Below are 15997 nucleotides of genomic sequence, written 5' to 3' on the forward strand. Positions count from 1 at the left end.
GGGGAGAGGATGCCGGCAGGCAGGTGAGGGGCAGCGCTGACCAGGGCCGCGCTCACGCCAGCTTGGCCAAAAGCCTCATGAAAATCGCGGCCTCCTTGGCCGAAAGCGGCGCCAGCGTTTCCTGCGTGATGTCGCGGGCGATCGGGATCAGCCGCTCGACAGCCTTACGGCCTTCAGCGGTCAGATTGACCAGCAGGCGCCTTTTGTCGACCTCATGCTTGGAAAGCTCGACAAGGCCGCGCGCCTTGAGCCGGTCGATGACGCCTTTCACCGTCGCCGCGTCCATGGCGATCAGGCTGCCAAGCTGGTTCTGCGAGGTCTCGCCGACATCGTGCAATTTGGCCAGGGCGGCGAATTGCGGCGGCGTCAGGTCGGCGATGTGCGCAGCGAAGATCGAGACGTGACGCTGGTGCGCCTTGCGCAGGATGAAGCCGACCTGCTCCTGCAAACGATAGTCGTTTTCGTCGGGCTCCTCGGCCTCGACCAGCTTGAGCTTGACGTCTTCGGCGCTCACCGCAGTCCGTCCCATGCCTTGATGTCTTTCGCCGCGAGGCCGCCCATGCGGTCGTGCACGCGCGGGCCGCAGGTCATGGCGAGGCAGAACAGGATCTCGTCGGGACGAGGCCCGTCGCTGATGCCGACCTCCATGGCATCGAAATGGCTGCGCACATAGGCGGCGTTGATATGGCCGAGCGGCACGTCGAGCCGCGAGCCGAAGGCGCCGACCTTTTTTGCCGATGGCACGATCGCCTTGGCGTCGCCGAGCCGCTCGCGCATGGCATAGCCGCCAGGCACATGCCACAGCGCGCCATGCTCCAGTTCGCCGGCGATACCAACGATGGCGCCCTTGCCGTAGCCGTCGATCTGTTTCACGCCGCCACCCAATGCGGCAATCAGCTTGTCGGAGAGCAGCAGCCCGAGCGGCTTCAGATCATCCATGGCGCTCTGGAGGCCTTCCACGTAACGGCCGGCGAATGGGTTCTTCACCACCGCCATGGCGGCGGCGCGGCGGCGCGGCACCTTCGCCACCGGCCCGCCCTCATGAAATATCTCCTCCGTCAGCACCGCAATCTTGCGGATCGCAAACTCAGGCATGGGCAATTTCCTTCCTTGATTTCTCGTTGGGCGCAACGAGCGCCATGGAACCGGCGATCCGTGCCTGACCGGCAAGGAACAAGGCTGAAGCGGCAATCAGGCCATGTCGCCGAAAATCTTCGGCGACGGCGATCCCACTGTCGAGCGCGGCGGCTATTTCGCCTGATGAAAGCGCGCCGACGGCTTGGGTGACCAGTCGATCGCCAAGGTCGCTGTCAGGCGCCAGATCGCGCGCCGGCACGCGCTCGATGGCGGGGCGACCGGGCAGGTCGACGGCGTTGGCGATCAGGGTCGCGGCGGCGTCGGCTTCAGCACCGGTCCGCGCCAGCACGGTGACTGCGTCGGCGATGCCGAGCGAAAAGGAACGGCCGCGCCAGCCGCTGGTCGCGACGCCGCGGATCCCGTCTTCGGCGCGGATCGTGATCCTGTCTGCCAGTCCATGACCTGTCCCGGCGATGGCAAGAGTCATGGACCGGCCATTGCCGAGATGGATCACGCTGTCGCCGCCATTGTTGACATAGGCGCGATCGAGCCGGCGACCGGCCAGCAGCGCGCCAAGCATTTCGTCGGCTACCGAACCGGCGACCGCAGCCATCGGCGTGATGAATTGTTTTGCCAGCGGAACAACCGCTGCTTCCATGCGTCGCGCCGTCGTTCCGGCGAAAGCACGTGGCCGCGACGAGGCCGGGCGGCGCAGTTCCGGCAGTTCGTCGACGAGTTCCTGCAAGATTGTTTGAAACCGCGCCACCGCCTGGCCATAGGCGGCGCGGCGTTCGTCCGCATCGCCGAATGCCTCGACGATCAGGTCGATCGGGCCATGATTGAGATGCAGCCGCCTGCCGTCCTCAAGCCAATGTACCTGCGGGCCGTTCATCACTACTTGGCCCCGTCTGCCGCTGCTCGCCGCAGCTGCGCCAGCGGCGGCCAAGGATTGCTGGCCGGCGCGCCAGTGCCCCGGCGCGGGTTGAGATATTCGCCGCCTTTGGCCAAAATGTCGTCAACGCTGCGGATTTCGGCTTCGTAGCCGCCGAGCCTGACATAGTCGTCGCGGCGCAGGGTGAACTCGATCGGCGCCACCAGCGCCGGCGTCGGCACATAGCCGAAGGCACCTTCCGGCACGCGGGTGACGTCGACCATCAGCGTGATGCCGCCGCCCGGCCAGACATAGACCGGCGCGCCGCCGACCGTCACATAAGTCGTCAGGCCCTGCACCGAGCGGGTCAGATTGACCGGGTTCTCGGTGACGCCGGCGCGCAGCGAGCCGCCGGCGCCGCCGACGAACAGCACGGTGCATAGCGCCGGCTCGCAATTGTCCTCGATCAGGCCGACGGATTTCTGCAGCCGCTCGGGGAACGGTTTCTGCACCGGCCTCAGCGCGTCGTCGAGCTCGTAATAGGCGAACTGCTCGCCGGTGGTCGAGACCATCAGCAGCGACAGGCCGGGACGCGCGCCCTTCTTCGCATTCCACTCACCAAGGATCGACAGCGGGTCGGAAATACTGGTGCCGCCCCAGCCGAGCCCGGGCTCCGACACCTTGAAATAGCGGCCCGGCGTCGAACGGCGGCCGACGATCTTTATCCCGGTGTCCTGCCAGCCGAGCACCTTGCCTGCCTGATGCTCGGAGACGACGCCGGTGATGTGGTCGTCGACCACCACCACCTCGTCGACCAGGCCGCGCCATTGGGTGGCGAACATGCCGATGGTGGCCGAGCCGCAGCCGACGCGCATCCGCTGCTCGAGCTTGCCGTCGATGACCGGCGGCTTGCCGGCTTCCACGACGACCACAGCGCCGCCGTCGATGGTGAGCTCGACCGGCTTGCGGTTGCATAGATTGAGCAGCGCATCGCAGGTGGCGCGGCCTTCGGCCTTGGAGCCGCCGGTCAGATGATGCACGCCGCCCAGCGACAGCATCTGCGAGCCATATTCGCCTGTCGTGACATGGCCGATCGCCTCGCCTCCGGCGCGCACCGTCGCCGTTTCGGGGCCGATGTGCCGGTCGGTGTCGATCTTCACCTTGACGCCGCAGTAGGAGAAGATGCCCTCGGTGACGACGGTGACGAGATCGATGCCTTCGACCTCCTGGCTGACGATGAACGGCGCCGGCTTATAGTCGGGATAGGTGGTGCCGGCGCCGATCGCGGTGACGAAGCGGCGGCCGGTGTTGACCAGTTCGCCGTCCCATTCTTCGCCCTCGGCGACAAACGGCACGACCGCGCCGCCGGCCTCGGTCGCGTGGTCCAGGATGGTCAGCGGATCCATCCGCACGATCCTGCCGCCGACATTGCCGTAGCGATCACAGGCGCCGGTGCGGCCATCTGCTATGTAGCACATGACCGGGCAGGCATCGCAGCGGATCTTTTCCGCCACCTGCTTCTCGCCGGGATCATGCGTCTCGAAGCGTTCGGCAAGCTCGCTCATCGGCGTGCCTCGTTGTCGCGGATCGCGGCGCGGATACGGCTCGGCGTCGCCGGAATTTTGCAGACCAGAACACCGGTGGCATGGCGGATGGCATTGAGGATCGCCGGCGCCGTCGGGATCAGCACATGCTCGCCCAAGCCCTTGGCGCCAAAGGGTCCTTCCGGATCCGGAACTTCGATCAGGATGGTCTCGATCGGCGGCACGTCGCCGATCGTCGGGATCAGATAGTCGTGCAGATTCTCGGTACGGCCGGGGATGTATTCTTCCATCAACGCCATGCCGATGCCTTGCGCGATGCCGCCCTCGATCTGGCCTTCGGCGAGCAGCGGATTGATCGCCTTGCCGACATCATGCGCGGCGGTGATCTTGACCAGCTTGACCGTACCGAGCTTGAGGTCGACCTCCAGTTCGGCGATCTGCGCGCCGTAGCCATAGACGGCATAAGGCTTACCCTGGCCCCTGGCGTCGAGCGGCAGCGTCGGCGGGTCATAACTTTCCTCGGCGCGAAACACCAAGCCGTCGGCATCGGCCTTCAGCGTGGACAAATCGATATGCCGCGTCGCTTCGCCCTCGCGGATGACGAGGCTGGTGCCATTCAGAGCGATCGGCGCCTTCTCCGACACATTGGCGAAGCGCAGCATCGTCTCGCGCAGGGCGCGGCCGGCCTTTTCGGCGGCCTTGCCGGTCACGAAGGTCTGGCGCGAGGCGGACGTCTTGCCGGCGTCCGGCGTCATCGCCGTGTCGGCGCTTTTCAGGCGGAATTTTTCCAGCGGCAGGCCGAGCGCGTCGGCGCAGATCTGGGCAATGACTGTGTTCGAGCCTTGCCCGATATCGACCGCACCCTGATGCAGGACGACATCGCCTTCAGCCGAGATGCCGACCCTGATGGTCGACGGATTGGGCAACGAGGTGTTGCCGCAGCCGTACCAGCAGGAGGCGACGCCGACGCCGCGTTTCCTGCTGTCATTGGCACTGTTGAATGTATCGACATCGACAAGCGCACGCGTCCAATGCGGCCGCAGCGCTTCGAGGCACTCGGCGATGCCCACGCCTGATTCCAGCCTCTGGCCCGTAACCGTTTCGGAGCCGTTTCGAAGGCAGTTTTTCACGCGAAAATCGAGCCGATCCAACCCAAGCTTTTCGGCCAATTCGTCATAGAGCGTTTCCTGCACGATCGTCGCCTGCGGCACGCCGAAACCGCGGAAGGCGCCGGAGATCGGGCCATTCGTGTGGATGGCGCGGCCTTCGGCCCGATAGTTCGGCGTCGCATAGGGACCGGAGGCGTGCACCGGCACGCGGTTGGCGACGGTCGGTCCCCAACTCGCATAGGCGCCGGTGTTGAAATCGCCGGTGAAGACCATGCCGGTGACGCGGCCATCGGCATCGGCGCCGATCGTCGCCTTCATTTCGGCGGGGTGACGCTTGGTGGTCGAGATCATCGATTCATTGCGGGTATAGGCGAGTGCCGCCGGCCGCCCGGTCTTCATCGCGACCAGGCCGATCAGCGGCTGCAACGAAACGTCGAGCTTGGAGCCAAAACCGCCGCCGGTGGCGGTCGGCACAATCCGCACCTTGTCGACGGCAAGGCCAAGCACCTTTGCCACGTCGTCGCGGTCCATATAGGGCGCCTGCGTGCAGGCGACGACGACCAGCGTGTCGCCGTCCATATAGGCATAGCCGGCTTCCGGCTCGATATAGGCGTGCTCGACATAGGACGTGTCGATGGCGCCGGAAACAGTGAAGGCGGCGCCGGCAAGGGCGGCGTCGGGGTCACCACGCTCGACAAAGCCTGATGTGAGCAGGTTTTCCGGCCGGTTCTCGTGGATCAGTTGTGCGCCGCCGGCCTGCGCCTCGCAAGGCTGCAGAAGGTGCGGCAACTCGGTCCAACGAACAGGAAAATCCGCAAGGTCGAGTTCGAGGATGGCCTCGCGCTCGCCGGCAACCAGCGCCACCGCCTCGCCGCGAAAGCGCGAAAAATTTTCGGCCAGCGCCGGCTGGTCGGCAAAAGGCGCAATGACGCCGAAGCAGTTCTTTCCCGGAATGTCGGCGGCGGTGAAGACGCCGACGATGCCGGGATGGGCTTTCACCCAGGCGTCGAGATCGCCGAAGGCGAAGCGGGCGTGATAATGCGGCGAGCGGACTACCAGCACCGCCAGCGCATCGGCCGGGAAGGAATCGCCGCCGAATTTTTCGCCGCCGGTGACTTTCGACAGGCCGTCGAGGCGAATTGGAGAGGAACCGACGGCGTGGCCTGAGATTGGCATTCTGCGGTCAAGATCGAGAGAAGGGGTCGCCAGCGCAGAAACTTGTCCCTTCTCCCCGTCACCATACGGGGAGAAGGTGCCGGCAGGCGGATACGGGGCAGCCCCGTCCGTCGAAAATTCGCTGGCGAAGCGTCCAGCATCCATCACCGCAGCGATGATCTTGCGATAGCCGGTGCAGCGGCAGAGGACGCCGCCCAGCGCATCCTGGGTTTCGGCCTCGGTTGGATTGGGGTTCTTCTCCAGAAGCGCTGTCGCCGCGATGAGCAGGCCGGGTGTGCAGATGCCGCATTGCGCCGCGCCATGGTCGAGGAACGAGGCCTGCAGCGCCGACAATCTGCGGTTGGCGAGACCCTCGACCGTGGTTACCACGGTGCCAGCGGCAGAAGCTGCAGACATCAGGCAGGCGCAGACGGGCTCGCCGTCGACAAGCACCGTGCAGGCGCCGCAGTCGCCGGCGTCGCAGCCGACCTTGGTGCCGGTCAGGCGCAATTCGTCACGCAGCACCGAAGACAGACGGCGAACCGGCGGCACGCAGACGGAAACGGCGGCGCCGTTGACCTCGAAGGCGATGTCGGCGCGCTCCATGCTCATGCCGGGCTGAACTCCGCTCATGTCAGGCTGAGCTTTGGTCATGCCAGGCTGAGCTTTGCTCATGCGGCCACCGCCTTGTCATCCGACGCGTGACCCGCGGCACCAAGCACGGCACGGACAACGATCTCGCGCGCGGCGTCCAGCCGGTATTCGGCGCTGCCGCGCACGTCGTCGATCGGCGAAAGCTCGTCCATCGGTGCGGACTGGATCGCAGCGACGAGAGCGTCGTTGACCGGGAGGCCGCGCAAGGCTGCTTCGACACTTGCAAGGCGCGTGGCAACCGCCGAACAGGAGCCGACGGCGACGGCGGCGTTGGCGACGATGCCATCCTCAACGGTCAAGCAAGCCGCCGCCATGGCTATGGAAATGACGAGATAGCGGCGCGCGCCGAGTTTTACGAAAGCCGACGTGCCGGTGGCCGCTTCTTTCGGCACGCGGATGGCGGTGACCATTTCGCCCGGCTGCAGTCCCGTGCGGCGGTTCCCCAGGATGAATTTTTCGAGCGGCAGATGGCGGACCATCGCCACCGAGCGCAACTCGACCTCGGCGTCGAGAACCAGCAGCGCCGGCACGCCGTCGGCGGCCGGGGAGGCATTGCAGAGATTGCCGGCGATGGAGGCGACGTTCTGGATCTGGACGGAACCGACTTCCCGCGCCGCCTGCTTCAGCGCATCGAAGGCCGTCGGCAGCGGATGACGGACAAGATCGGTCCAGGTCGTGCGCGCACCGATCAGCCAATGGCTGTCGGTCTCAGCAATACCGCGCAGCGTCGCCAGGCCGTTGATATCGAGGACATTGTCGCGGAAAGGCGCGGCTCCTTGTGCCGGGTAGAAATCGGTGCCGCCGGCAAGGATGCGCCACCGAGCCTCGCCAAGCAAAGCGAGCGCCTCGTCGACCGTGGTGGGTTTCGCGTAACGGATCACGCTTGCCTTCCAAAAAACAGGGAATCCTTCCGGCGTCCGAGCCAGTCAAATTCATTCGTATGCAAATGATATCAAGCCGGCAGGAATTGTCAAAGCCAGAGTTTTGCTCCGGTGCCCGCATCGGCACGACGAACGCATTTGTTATGCCGTTGGAGTTGACGCAGACGGCCATCTGGTCAAGTTTCTGCATCCGGTCGCGCCAGCGGCATTTTCGGTAGGATCGAACACCGGAGACCTCCCGGTTCGGGTCATGCCTCCGGGACAAACAAGAGGGAGGCTCCATGGCCGACGAAGCGCTTGTCATCATCGACCTGCAGAACGATTTCTGTCCGGGCGGCGCGCTGGCGGTGGCCGGCGGCGACGAGATCGTGCCGCTGGTCAACGACCTGATCCGGCGGACCCAACATGTCGTGCTGACGCAGGACTGGCATCCCGCCGGCCATGCGAGCTTTGCCTCCAGTCATCCCGGCAAGCAGCCGTTCGAAACGATTGAGATGCCTTACGGCCCGCAGACGCTGTGGCCCGACCACTGCATCCAGGGCAGCCTGGGTTCGGATTTCCATTCGGGCCTGGCCTGGACCAGGGCCGAACTGGTGATCCGCAAGGGTTTCCGCCCGGAGATCGACAGCTATTCGGCTTTCTTCGAGAACGACCATGCGACGCCGACCGGCCTTGCCGGCTATCTCAAGGAGCGCGGCATCGACACGCTGACCCTGGCCGGCCTGGCGACCGATTACTGCGTCGCCTTCTCGGCGCTCGACGCGGTCAAGCACGGTTTCCACACCACGGTGCGGCTCGACGCCTGCCGCGGCATCAATCTCAATGGCTCACTCGAGACGATGCTGAACCGAATGCGCGATGCCGGCGTGACGCTGGCTTGAACATCACCGATCGCACTCGACACAATTCCAGAGGGGGCATCATGCGGTTTGCGGCGGCTTTGACGGCGGGCGCTGTGGTGGCAATCGCCACCCTGTTTCCGGGAATAGCGCTTGCAGCCGAGGCCCACGCGCTGCCGGGCGAAACAATGTCGCTGTGGTGGGCGCTGCCCTTTGCCGGCCTGCTTCTGTCGATCGCCACCGGGCCATTGCTCTTCCACCAGGTCTGGGAGCATCACTACGGCAAGATCACCTTGTTCTGGGCGGCGCTTGCGGTCGTGCCGCTGGCGGTGGCGTTCGGCATGGCTTCGGCTACAGAGGCGGTGCTGCATGCGCTGCTCACCGAATACATGTCGTTCATCATTCTTCTGTTTGCGCTGTTCACCATTTCGGGCGGCATCCTTGTCGCCGGCAACATCCACGGCACGCCGCTGGTGAATGCCGGGCTGCTGCTGATCGGGGCGATGCTCGCCTCGGTCATCGGCACGACCGGCGCCTCGATGATCCTGATCCGGCCGATCCTGCGCGCCAACGACAACCGGCCGTTCAACGCCCATGTCGTCATCTTCTTCATTTTCCTGGTGTCCAACATCGGCGGCTCGCTGACGCCGCTCGGCGACCCGCCGCTGTTCGTCGGCTTCCTGCGCGGCGTCGATTTCTTCTGGACCGCTGCCAATCTCTATCAGGAGACATTGTTCGTCGGCGGCCTGGTGCTGGCCGTCTTCCTGGCCATGGACATCATCCTGCATCACCGCGAGGCCGGCGCGCCGAAGATCAAGGATCCGACACCGGACACGGAGGTGCGCATCCGAGGCCTGGCCAACCTCCCGCTGCTGGCCGGGGTGATCGGCGCGATCCTGCTTTCCGCGACCTGGAACCCGGGCGTGGCTTTCTCCGTCCAGGGCGTGAGCCTTGAATTGCAGAACCTGGTGCGCGACGCGATCATCCTGGCGCTCGCCTTGCTTTCGCTCGCTGTCTCAAGCAAGAGCCACAGGCGGGCGAACAACTTCCACTGGGAGCCGATCGCCGAGGTGGCGAAACTGTTCGCCGGCATCTTCATCTGCATCGTGCCGGCCATCGCCATTCTCAGGGCCGGTGCCGACGGCGCGCTGGCGCCGCTGGTCTCGCTGGTCAGTTCGCCAACGGGCGAGCCCAACGAGCTGGCGTATTTCTGGATGACCGGAGCGCTGTCGTCCTTCCTCGACAATGCGCCGACCTACCTGGTGTTCTTCGAGCTCGCCGGCGGCGATCCGCAGCATCTGATGACCACCTTCGCCTCGACGCTGGCGGCGATCTCGGCCGGCGCGGTGTTCATGGGCGCCAACACCTATATCGGCAATGCGCCGAATTTCATGGTTTACGCCATTGCCAGGCATCGCGGCGTGAAGATGCCGGGCTTCTTCGGCTACATGGCGTGGTCGGGCGCGGTGCTGATTCCGATATTTTTGATCGCGGGTTTTCTGTTCTTTCGCTGATCAGCCGACGCCGATATAGCGGCGGACCGCCGACGGATCGGCGCGAAGCTCCTCGACATCGACGGTCTCGCGGTTGCGGCCGTTTTCGATGAACGAGACCCGGTCGGCGACGGACAGCACAGCATCGACGCGCTGCTCGACCAGGATCGTCGAGACGCCAAGGTCGCGCAGCTTCGCTACCGTCTCGCGGATTTTTGCGATCATCGACGGCATCAGCCCTTCGGTCGGCTCGTCGAGCAAAAGCACCTGCGGCTCGAGACACAGCGCCCGTGCCATGGCCAGCATTTGCTGCTCGCCGCCCGACAGCGTGCCGGAACGTTGTCTCAGCCGCTGGCGCAGCAGCGGGAAAAGGTCGAGCACGTTTTCGCGCGTTGCCTTGCCCTTGCCGCGGGTCATCAGGCCGATCTCGATGTTTTCGGCCACCGTCATCTCGGCGAACAGCCGCCGGCCCTGCGGCACCCAGGCGACGCCGGCCTTCGGCACGTCGTGCGCCGGCAGGCCGCTCAATTCCCTGCCGTCGAGCCTGATCGAGCCGGCGCGTGAGGGAACGAGGCCCATGATCGCCTTCAGCGTCGTCGTCTTGCCGGCGCCGTTGCGGCCGAACAGGCAAAGCACCTCGCCCTTGTTCAGCACGAGGTCGAGGCCGTAGAGCACCTGGACCTCGCCGTAGAAGCAATCGAGCCCGGAGATGGCCAGTGCTTCAGCCCGCGGTTGCGTCATGCGGTCGTCCCCAAATAGGCGTCCTGCACTTGCGTATTGGCGCGGACCTGCTCGGGCGTGCCTTCGGCCAGGATCTTGCCGGCGTTGAAGACGGTGATGCGGTCGGCAAGCTGCATGACCACCGGCATGTTGTGTTCGATCAGAAGCACGGTGGCGCTTTTGGCGATCTCGCGCACCAGCCCGATGAAATTGTCGATCTCGCTGTCGGCCAACCCCTGCGTCGGCTCGTCGAGGATCAGCAGGCGCGGTTTCAGCGCCAGCCCCATCGCCACTTCGAGCAGGCGCTGATGGCCATAGGACAACTGCCCGGCCGGCATGTGGGCGCGGTCGGCAAGTCCGGTGCGCTCCAGCGCCGCCATGACGCCAACATGCACGGCACCTTTCGAGCGGCCATCGGTCAGCGTGCGCTGCACCGGTAATGCAACGTTGTCGTAGGCGGTGAGATTGGCGAAGACGCTGGTGATCTGGAAGGTGTAGGCGATGCCGAGGCGGACCCTGGCGTAGGCCGGCAGGTTGGTGATGTCGGCGCCGTCGAAGACGATCATGCCCGTCGACGGCTGGATGCGGCCGCTGATCAGGCTGACAAAAGTGGTCTTGCCGGCGCCATTGGGGCCGATGACGGCGCGGATCTCGCCCGGCATGAGGGCGAAATCGACGCCATCGACGGCGCGCAGGCCGCCGAAATTGCGGGACAGGCCTTTGGTCGTCAGCAGCGGCATCATGGCAGCCATCCGAGCCAGCGCTGACGGATGGTGCCGAGAATGCCCTTGGGAAAGAACAGCACCAGCAGGATGAGGGCAATGCCGACGATCAGCAGATAGGCCGAGGTGTAGCCGCTGGTGATGTCGACGACATAGTACATGAACAGCGTGCCGATCAGCGGACCGAGCGTGGTCGCAGCACCGCCGAGCAGCACCCAGAGCAGCGGCAGGATGGAATATTGCACCGAGGCGAAGGTCGAGCCGACATAGCCGAACAGCAGCGCGTAGGCAGCGCCCGAAGCCGCGCAGATGGTGCCGGAGACGACGACCGCGACAAGCTTGTTGGAAAAAGTGTCGTAGCCAAGCATTTTGGTCCGCTCCTCGTTCTCGCGAATGGCGACCAGCACACGGCCATACCTGGAGCGGACGACGGCGAGCGTCACCAGCAGCACGATCGAGAACAGGACCAGCGCGCTCATGTAGCGCACGGTCGGATTGGTGAGGCCGAGCGAGGTGTCGCCCAAAACAAGCACACGCGCCGACTGCGGCACCACCAGGCCTTGATCGCCGCCGGTCCAGGCCGCGAGATAGAGGATTATGAGATAGAACACCTGCGCGAACATCATGGTGACGATCATGAAGGCGACACCGGAAGTGCGCAGCGCCAGCACCCCGATCACCAGCGCGAGAAGCGCGCCGCAGGCAAGGCCGGCGGCGAAGGCGACCGGCACGCTCCAGCCGAGATGGATGACGGCAAGGCCGGCGCCATAGAGCCCGGCCGAAAAGAACATGGCGTGGCCGAGGCTGAGCAACCCGACATAGCCGAACAGCAGGTTGTAGCCCATGGCGAAAACCGCCAGCACCATGATGCGGGCGAGCAGCCCGTGGTGATATTCCGGCAGGACGAAGCTCAGCGCGAACAGCAGGACGATGATGCCCAGATGCAAAGCATAGGCCTTTGCCGGTGAAGCCTCCTTCATCGCGATGCCGTCCCGAACAGGCCTTGCGGCCGGAACACCAGCACCATGGCCACCAGCAGCGTGGCGATGATCTTGGCCAGCGTCGGCGAGAAGAACACCGAGATGATGCCGTCCGACAGGCCGATGAGCACGGCAGCGACGACGGTGCCGCGCAGCGAGCCGAGACCGCCGATGATGACGACGATGAACGACAAGAGCAGCGGGTCCTGTCCCATCAGGTAATGCGCCTGGCTTATTGGCACGATCAGCACCGCGGCCACCGCCGCCAGCATGGCGCCGAGCGCGAAGACGCCGGCATAGACGCGGTCGACCGGAATGCCAAAGGCCTGCGCCGTTTCGCTGTCATATTGCGTGGCGCGCATGACCAGGCCGATTTTCGTACGCGTCAGCACGAACCAGGTCGCCGTCAGCAGAAGCGCGGAGGCGGCGATGATCGACAGCTTGTAGCCGGAGTAGCCGAACCACGGCAAAAGGATGCGGTAGCTGAAGGGCGGGTCCACCGGCCGTGCCTCCGGACCATAAAAGGTCAGCGCCAGTTGCTGGATGATGTAGAGCATGCCGATGGTGGCGACGATGGTGGCTTCCGGATTGTAATTCAGCCGGCGCAGCACCAGCCGTTCGGAGACCAGCGCGATCAGGCCGACGATCAGCGGCGCCAGCACCAGGGCTGCCAGGAAGCCGAGCGCCGGATGGCCTGAAATCGCCGTGGAGATTGCCCAGGCAAGCACGGCGCCGAGCATGAAGAGCTCGCCATGGGCGACATTGACGACACGCATGACGCCGAACACCAGCGACAGCCCAAGCGCCGTCAGCGCCAGCACGGCGGAGGTGACGAGGCCTTCGAGGGCGGCGAGGAGAAGATGGGGTCCGAAGTGCATCGGCTATACGCTAGGCTTACAGAACCAAGCTCACAGCGGCTGCGTCGTGTAATCCCCTTCCGGCTCGTAGAGGCCGTCCTCGATCTTGGTCTTGTGGACGACGTTCAGCCGGCCGCCTTCGACCTTGGAGATGTTCTGGATGCCAAAACACTGGTGGATCTTGCCGTTGAAGGTCTTCGGTCCTTGCGGATGCTCGGGGCCCTCGGCGAACTCGGTCAAGGCCTCGGTCGCCTCGACCAGCTTGGCACGGTCTTCCGGACCCTTGTAGCCGGCATCCTCCATCGCCTTCTTGACGACATAGAGCGTTTCCCAGCAGCCGAACATGTGCGCGGCGGTGGAGACGTCCTTGGGATCGCCGACGGCGGCACCGTTGTCGTCGATGCCGACGGCGGCGCGATAGGCCTTCTGCGCGGCGGAATCATCTGTTTGCGCGTAGCGCGGTGAGCCTTCCCAGAAATGGCTGCCGTCGAGGAATTCGAGGCCGGGGCTGTTGATGTCGGTGGCTTCGAGCGAATCGATGAAGCCGAACAGCTGCGGCCGGCTGGAGCCGTAGAATTCGCCGAGTTCCTTGACGAAGGTGAGCACCGCCGGCCCGACCATGACATGGTAGATCACCTCGGTTTCGGCCGGGATCTGCGGGAAATATTTGGTGAAGGACGATTCCGTCGGCGGGATGGCAATCTGGGCGATGACCTCGGCGCCCTGCGCCTTCAGCGCCGGCGGCAGGTAGTCGCGATGGTCGTAGCCGAAGGCAAAATCGGGAAAAATCTGCGTCACCTTCTTGCCGGCATTCGCCGCGATCCACGGCGCCATCGCCTGGATCTGGCTCTTCACGTCGGTGATGCCGGGCTGGAAGACGTAGCGGTTGAGCTTGGTCGAGGCGACGTGGTGGCCTTCACTGACGACAAAATAGGGCATCTTGGCCTCGCCGGCGGCTGGCGCCGAGCCGATGACGACATGCGAAAACAGCGTGCCGTAGACAATGTCGGTCTTGTGCTGGGTGGCGAACTTGCCGACCACTTCGGCGCCGCGGCCGGGATCGGTGCCGTCATCCTCGATGATCACCTCGACCGGCCGGCCGTTGATGCCGCCGGCTTCGTTGATCGCCTTGACCGCGGCGGCGGTGGTCCTGTCGTACCAGCGGCCATAGGCAGCGCCGATGCCGGTGCGGTGGCACTGGAAGCCGATCTTTATCGGCGCCGAGCTCTGCGCCTGGCTGTAGCGCACGAACCCGGGCGCGACGGCGAGACCGGCGCCCGCGGCCAACCCCTTGAGCGCGGTGCGGCGGGTGAGACCGGTTTTGGAGAGATCGAAAAACCCATTCTTGTCAGTCACGGCAGTTCCCCTTGTTTTGAGTTTTGACCAATGGCTGTAGCGTGGCGAGCCACTCCTGGTAAGAGCGCCGAAATTGCATGTGTACAAACTAAATCATCAAAGCCCTGACGTGGCAAGCGAGCTTTCCCCTGGGGACTGACCGACGCCATCGAAGCGGGGTTTTGTCTCATCCGACCGAAGGCGTGGCAAGCAGCCACAGGCCGAAGACCGTATAGGCGATCATCAGCACGGTGAGCGGAAACTGGCTGAGCGCGGCGCCGGCGGGACGCGGGTGCAATCGCCAGGCGAGGCCATGCGCGACGAGCACGGCGAGCATGTGGCCGATGATGATGACGCCGGCCTGGATATTCCACAGCCACCATGCCGAGCCGGCGCCGGCAGCGACGCCGGCTTCGATCGGCACGTCGGCGGTGCCGAACAGGTTCCAGCCCAGCGCGAACGGGTCGGAAAGCGCAGCCGCCGCATATTGGCCGTCGACAAGCAGCGCCGTCAGATAGTGCGCAACATGATAGGCGAGCGCGATCGGCACGATCGACCAGACCAGCAGCCCCGCGGCCTGCCTGAGGGAATGCGGGCTGCCGGCAAGATGCTGGCCAAGGACAATGGCAAGGATGAACGCGGCCGCAAGCAGGACGAACGTCAACACGAGCCCGACGGTGCCGATGCCGATCACCGCCGTGCGGCCCGGGACTTCCAGCGGATTGATGCCGAACAGGCCGAGCCAGAAAAAGGTTTTCGACAGGCCGTCGAAGGACACCGACGACAGCGCCAGCAGCAGGAAAGCAATGCCGCTGAGCGACAGCGGCGCGGCATTGCTGAGCTTGGCGCCCGGCCAGCACAGACTGAGCCGCCCGCCTTTGCGCTCAAGCAGGGCGAATCGCGCCACCATGGCGAGGAAGACGGTCAGGAACTCGCCACGCCGGCTCCAGTCGCGGTAGCCGAACACCAGCATGGCGGAAAAACTCAGCAGCCAATAAAGGCCGGCGGCCCAGGCGAGTCGCGCCGGGTCGTCGGGCGCCGGGTCGATCAACTCGAACCAGGCGAAGGCGAAGAACAGCACGAAAGCCGGCCAGCAGCCGAGCCACGCAGGCGGTCGCCATGTCTTGCGATTGCCGAACAGGCGGGAAACCACACGCCAGGGCCCGTACCAGGGGTTCAGCCATGACCAGAGATTGCCGAACAGGCCCTGCAGCAAGACCAGTCCAACCCAGAGCAGTGTCCATATCGCGAGCGGCAGCGGGTTGGAGAGCGGATCACGGCTGCCGAACAGGCCGGCCGCAACCAGAATTGCAAAGCCGGCAAAGGATGCCAGGCTGACGACTGCCCTCGCGCCGTCGCCGAATGCGATAAGCGGCAGACGCCGCCGCCAGAAGCGGGCAGGAAAGTCTGGCGGCAGCAGCGCCAGGACAAGGAAACTGGCGGCGACCGCGAACGCGCCGCCGGCGACGTAGTAGCCGGTGGGCAGGAGCAGGACGTGGCCGCGGTCGGAGGCATGGGCGAAGGCGGGGGTGGGCGATGCGAAACACAGGGCTGCAAGCAATAGCGCCAGCGAAAGACGACAGCGCTCTACGGCGCCCCCCTCTGTCCTGCCGGACATCTCCCCCACTTGGGGGGAGATCGGCTGGCCGCACGGCCGGCGCATCTCCTGCAGCGTGTCTTGCGGCGTCGGAGGCTGGCGAAAGTGGCGATGACGGCCAATCTCCCCCCTCGTGGGGGAGATGTCCGGCAGGACAGAGGGG

Annotated in this window: 14 protein-coding genes; 2 read left to right on the forward strand and 12 right to left on the reverse strand. The window is 65.1% G+C overall.

Features of this window, described 5'->3' with window-relative positions; all coding sequences use genetic code 11:
• Positions 1-52 precede the first annotated feature (52 nt).
• The 6 genes from AC0L16_RS18570 to AC0L16_RS18595 are packed head-to-tail and all read right to left on the reverse strand — an operon-like array spanning position 53 to position 7291.
• Positions 53-514 carry a MarR family winged helix-turn-helix transcriptional regulator gene (locus AC0L16_RS18570; RefSeq protein ID WP_287213474.1) on the reverse strand — a complete coding sequence of 154 codons (462 nt, stop codon included), beginning with the start codon at positions 512-514 and terminating at the stop codon, positions 53-55.
• The gene (locus AC0L16_RS18575) at positions 511-1095 is read right to left on the reverse strand and encodes an amino acid synthesis family protein (RefSeq protein WP_473622414.1); all 585 of its coding nucleotides are present in this window, start codon (positions 1093-1095) and stop codon (positions 511-513) included. Before AC0L16_RS18575 ends, AC0L16_RS18570 begins: the two co-directional genes overlap by 4 nt.
• A complete protein-coding gene (locus tag AC0L16_RS18580) occupies positions 1088-1969 on the reverse strand; it encodes a UPF0280 family protein (RefSeq protein WP_473622415.1) in 882 nt (293 codons plus the stop codon). The genes AC0L16_RS18575 and AC0L16_RS18580 overlap by 8 nt, the downstream gene beginning before the upstream one ends.
• A gap of 2 nt (positions 1970-1971) precedes the next feature.
• A complete protein-coding gene (locus AC0L16_RS18585) occupies positions 1972-3513 on the reverse strand; it encodes a 6-hydroxynicotinate reductase (protein ID WP_473622417.1) in 1542 nt (513 codons plus the stop codon).
• The gene (locus AC0L16_RS18590; protein ID WP_473622460.1) at positions 3510-6389 is read right to left on the reverse strand and encodes a molybdopterin-dependent oxidoreductase; all 2880 of its coding nucleotides are present in this window, start codon (positions 6387-6389) and stop codon (positions 3510-3512) included. The genes AC0L16_RS18585 and AC0L16_RS18590 overlap by 4 nt, the downstream gene beginning before the upstream one ends.
• Before the next feature lie 38 nt (positions 6390-6427).
• Positions 6428-7291: an FAD binding domain-containing protein gene (locus AC0L16_RS18595; protein WP_473622418.1), complete on the reverse strand. Its 864-nt coding sequence runs from the start codon at positions 7289-7291 to the stop codon at positions 6428-6430.
• Between the two features lie 281 nt (positions 7292-7572).
• Here AC0L16_RS18595 and pncA point away from each other — a divergent pair, with 281 nt between their 5' ends.
• Together pncA and AC0L16_RS18605 are read left to right on the forward strand one after the other, a co-directional pair.
• Complete coding sequence (gene pncA / locus AC0L16_RS18600) at positions 7573-8172, forward strand: bifunctional nicotinamidase/pyrazinamidase (RefSeq protein WP_473622419.1); 600 nt, start codon at positions 7573-7575, stop codon at positions 8170-8172.
• Positions 8173-8213: 41 nt separating this feature from the next.
• Positions 8214-9644: a sodium:proton antiporter gene (locus AC0L16_RS18605; RefSeq protein ID WP_473622420.1), complete on the forward strand. Its 1431-nt coding sequence runs from the start codon at positions 8214-8216 to the stop codon at positions 9642-9644.
• On the opposite strand, the gene AC0L16_RS18610 is transcribed toward AC0L16_RS18605, so the two are convergent.
• From AC0L16_RS18610 to AC0L16_RS18635, 6 genes are all read right to left on the reverse strand, one after another.
• Positions 9645-10364 (reverse strand): ABC transporter ATP-binding protein, encoded by a 720-nt coding sequence (locus AC0L16_RS18610; protein ID WP_473622421.1) that lies wholly within the window; start codon positions 10362-10364, stop codon positions 9645-9647.
• On the reverse strand, positions 10361-11086 hold the full coding sequence (locus AC0L16_RS18615; protein ID WP_473622422.1) for an ABC transporter ATP-binding protein: 726 nt from the start codon (positions 11084-11086) through the stop codon (positions 10361-10363). Before AC0L16_RS18615 ends, AC0L16_RS18610 begins: the two co-directional genes overlap by 4 nt.
• The gene (locus tag AC0L16_RS18620; protein ID WP_473622423.1) at positions 11083-12045 is read right to left on the reverse strand and encodes a branched-chain amino acid ABC transporter permease; all 963 of its coding nucleotides are present in this window, start codon (positions 12043-12045) and stop codon (positions 11083-11085) included. The genes AC0L16_RS18615 and AC0L16_RS18620 overlap by 4 nt, the downstream gene beginning before the upstream one ends.
• On the reverse strand, positions 12042-12923 hold the full coding sequence (locus AC0L16_RS18625; RefSeq protein ID WP_473622424.1) for a branched-chain amino acid ABC transporter permease: 882 nt from the start codon (positions 12921-12923) through the stop codon (positions 12042-12044). The genes AC0L16_RS18620 and AC0L16_RS18625 overlap by 4 nt, the downstream gene beginning before the upstream one ends.
• A gap of 30 nt (positions 12924-12953) precedes the next feature.
• The gene (locus AC0L16_RS18630) at positions 12954-14258 is read right to left on the reverse strand and encodes an ABC transporter substrate-binding protein (protein WP_473622426.1); all 1305 of its coding nucleotides are present in this window, start codon (positions 14256-14258) and stop codon (positions 12954-12956) included.
• Positions 14259-14424: 166 nt separating this feature from the next.
• Positions 14425-15855, reverse strand: a complete 1431-nt coding sequence (locus AC0L16_RS18635; protein WP_473622427.1) for a hypothetical protein — start codon at positions 15853-15855, stop codon at positions 14425-14427.
• Positions 15856-15997 lie beyond the last annotated feature (142 nt).

This window comes from Mesorhizobium sp. WSM4848, from assembly GCF_055811375.1.

Bases quoted from the DNA above. Each gene is read 5' to 3' on its own strand.
- AC0L16_RS18575 (WP_473622414.1), bottom strand. From the start codon at position 1,095: ATGCCTGAGTTTGCGATCCGCAAGATTGCGGTGCTGACGGAGGAGATA.
- AC0L16_RS18580 (WP_473622415.1), bottom strand. From the start codon at position 1,969: ATGAACGGCCCGCAGGTACATTGGCTTGAGGACGGCAGGCGGCTGCAT.
- AC0L16_RS18585 (WP_473622417.1), bottom strand. From the start codon at position 3,513: ATGAGCGAGCTTGCCGAACGCTTCGAGACGCATGATCCCGGCGAGAAG.
- AC0L16_RS18590 (WP_473622460.1), bottom strand. From the start codon at position 6,389: ATGAGCGGAGTTCAGCCCGGCATGAGCATGGAGCGCGCCGACATCGCC.
- pncA (WP_473622419.1), top strand. From the start codon at position 7,573: ATGGCCGACGAAGCGCTTGTCATCATCGACCTGCAGAACGATTTCTGT.
- AC0L16_RS18605 (WP_473622420.1), top strand. From the start codon at position 8,214: ATGCGGTTTGCGGCGGCTTTGACGGCGGGCGCTGTGGTGGCAATCGCC.
- AC0L16_RS18610 (WP_473622421.1), bottom strand. From the start codon at position 10,364: ATGACGCAACCGCGGGCTGAAGCACTGGCCATCTCCGGGCTCGATTGC.
- AC0L16_RS18615 (WP_473622422.1), bottom strand. From the start codon at position 11,086: ATGATGCCGCTGCTGACGACCAAAGGCCTGTCCCGCAATTTCGGCGGC.
- AC0L16_RS18620 (WP_473622423.1), bottom strand. From the start codon at position 12,045: ATGAAGGAGGCTTCACCGGCAAAGGCCTATGCTTTGCATCTGGGCATC.
- AC0L16_RS18625 (WP_473622424.1), bottom strand. From the start codon at position 12,923: ATGCACTTCGGACCCCATCTTCTCCTCGCCGCCCTCGAAGGCCTCGTC.
- AC0L16_RS18635 (WP_473622427.1), bottom strand. From the start codon at position 15,855: ATGTCCGGCAGGACAGAGGGGGGCGCCGTAGAGCGCTGTCGTCTTTCG.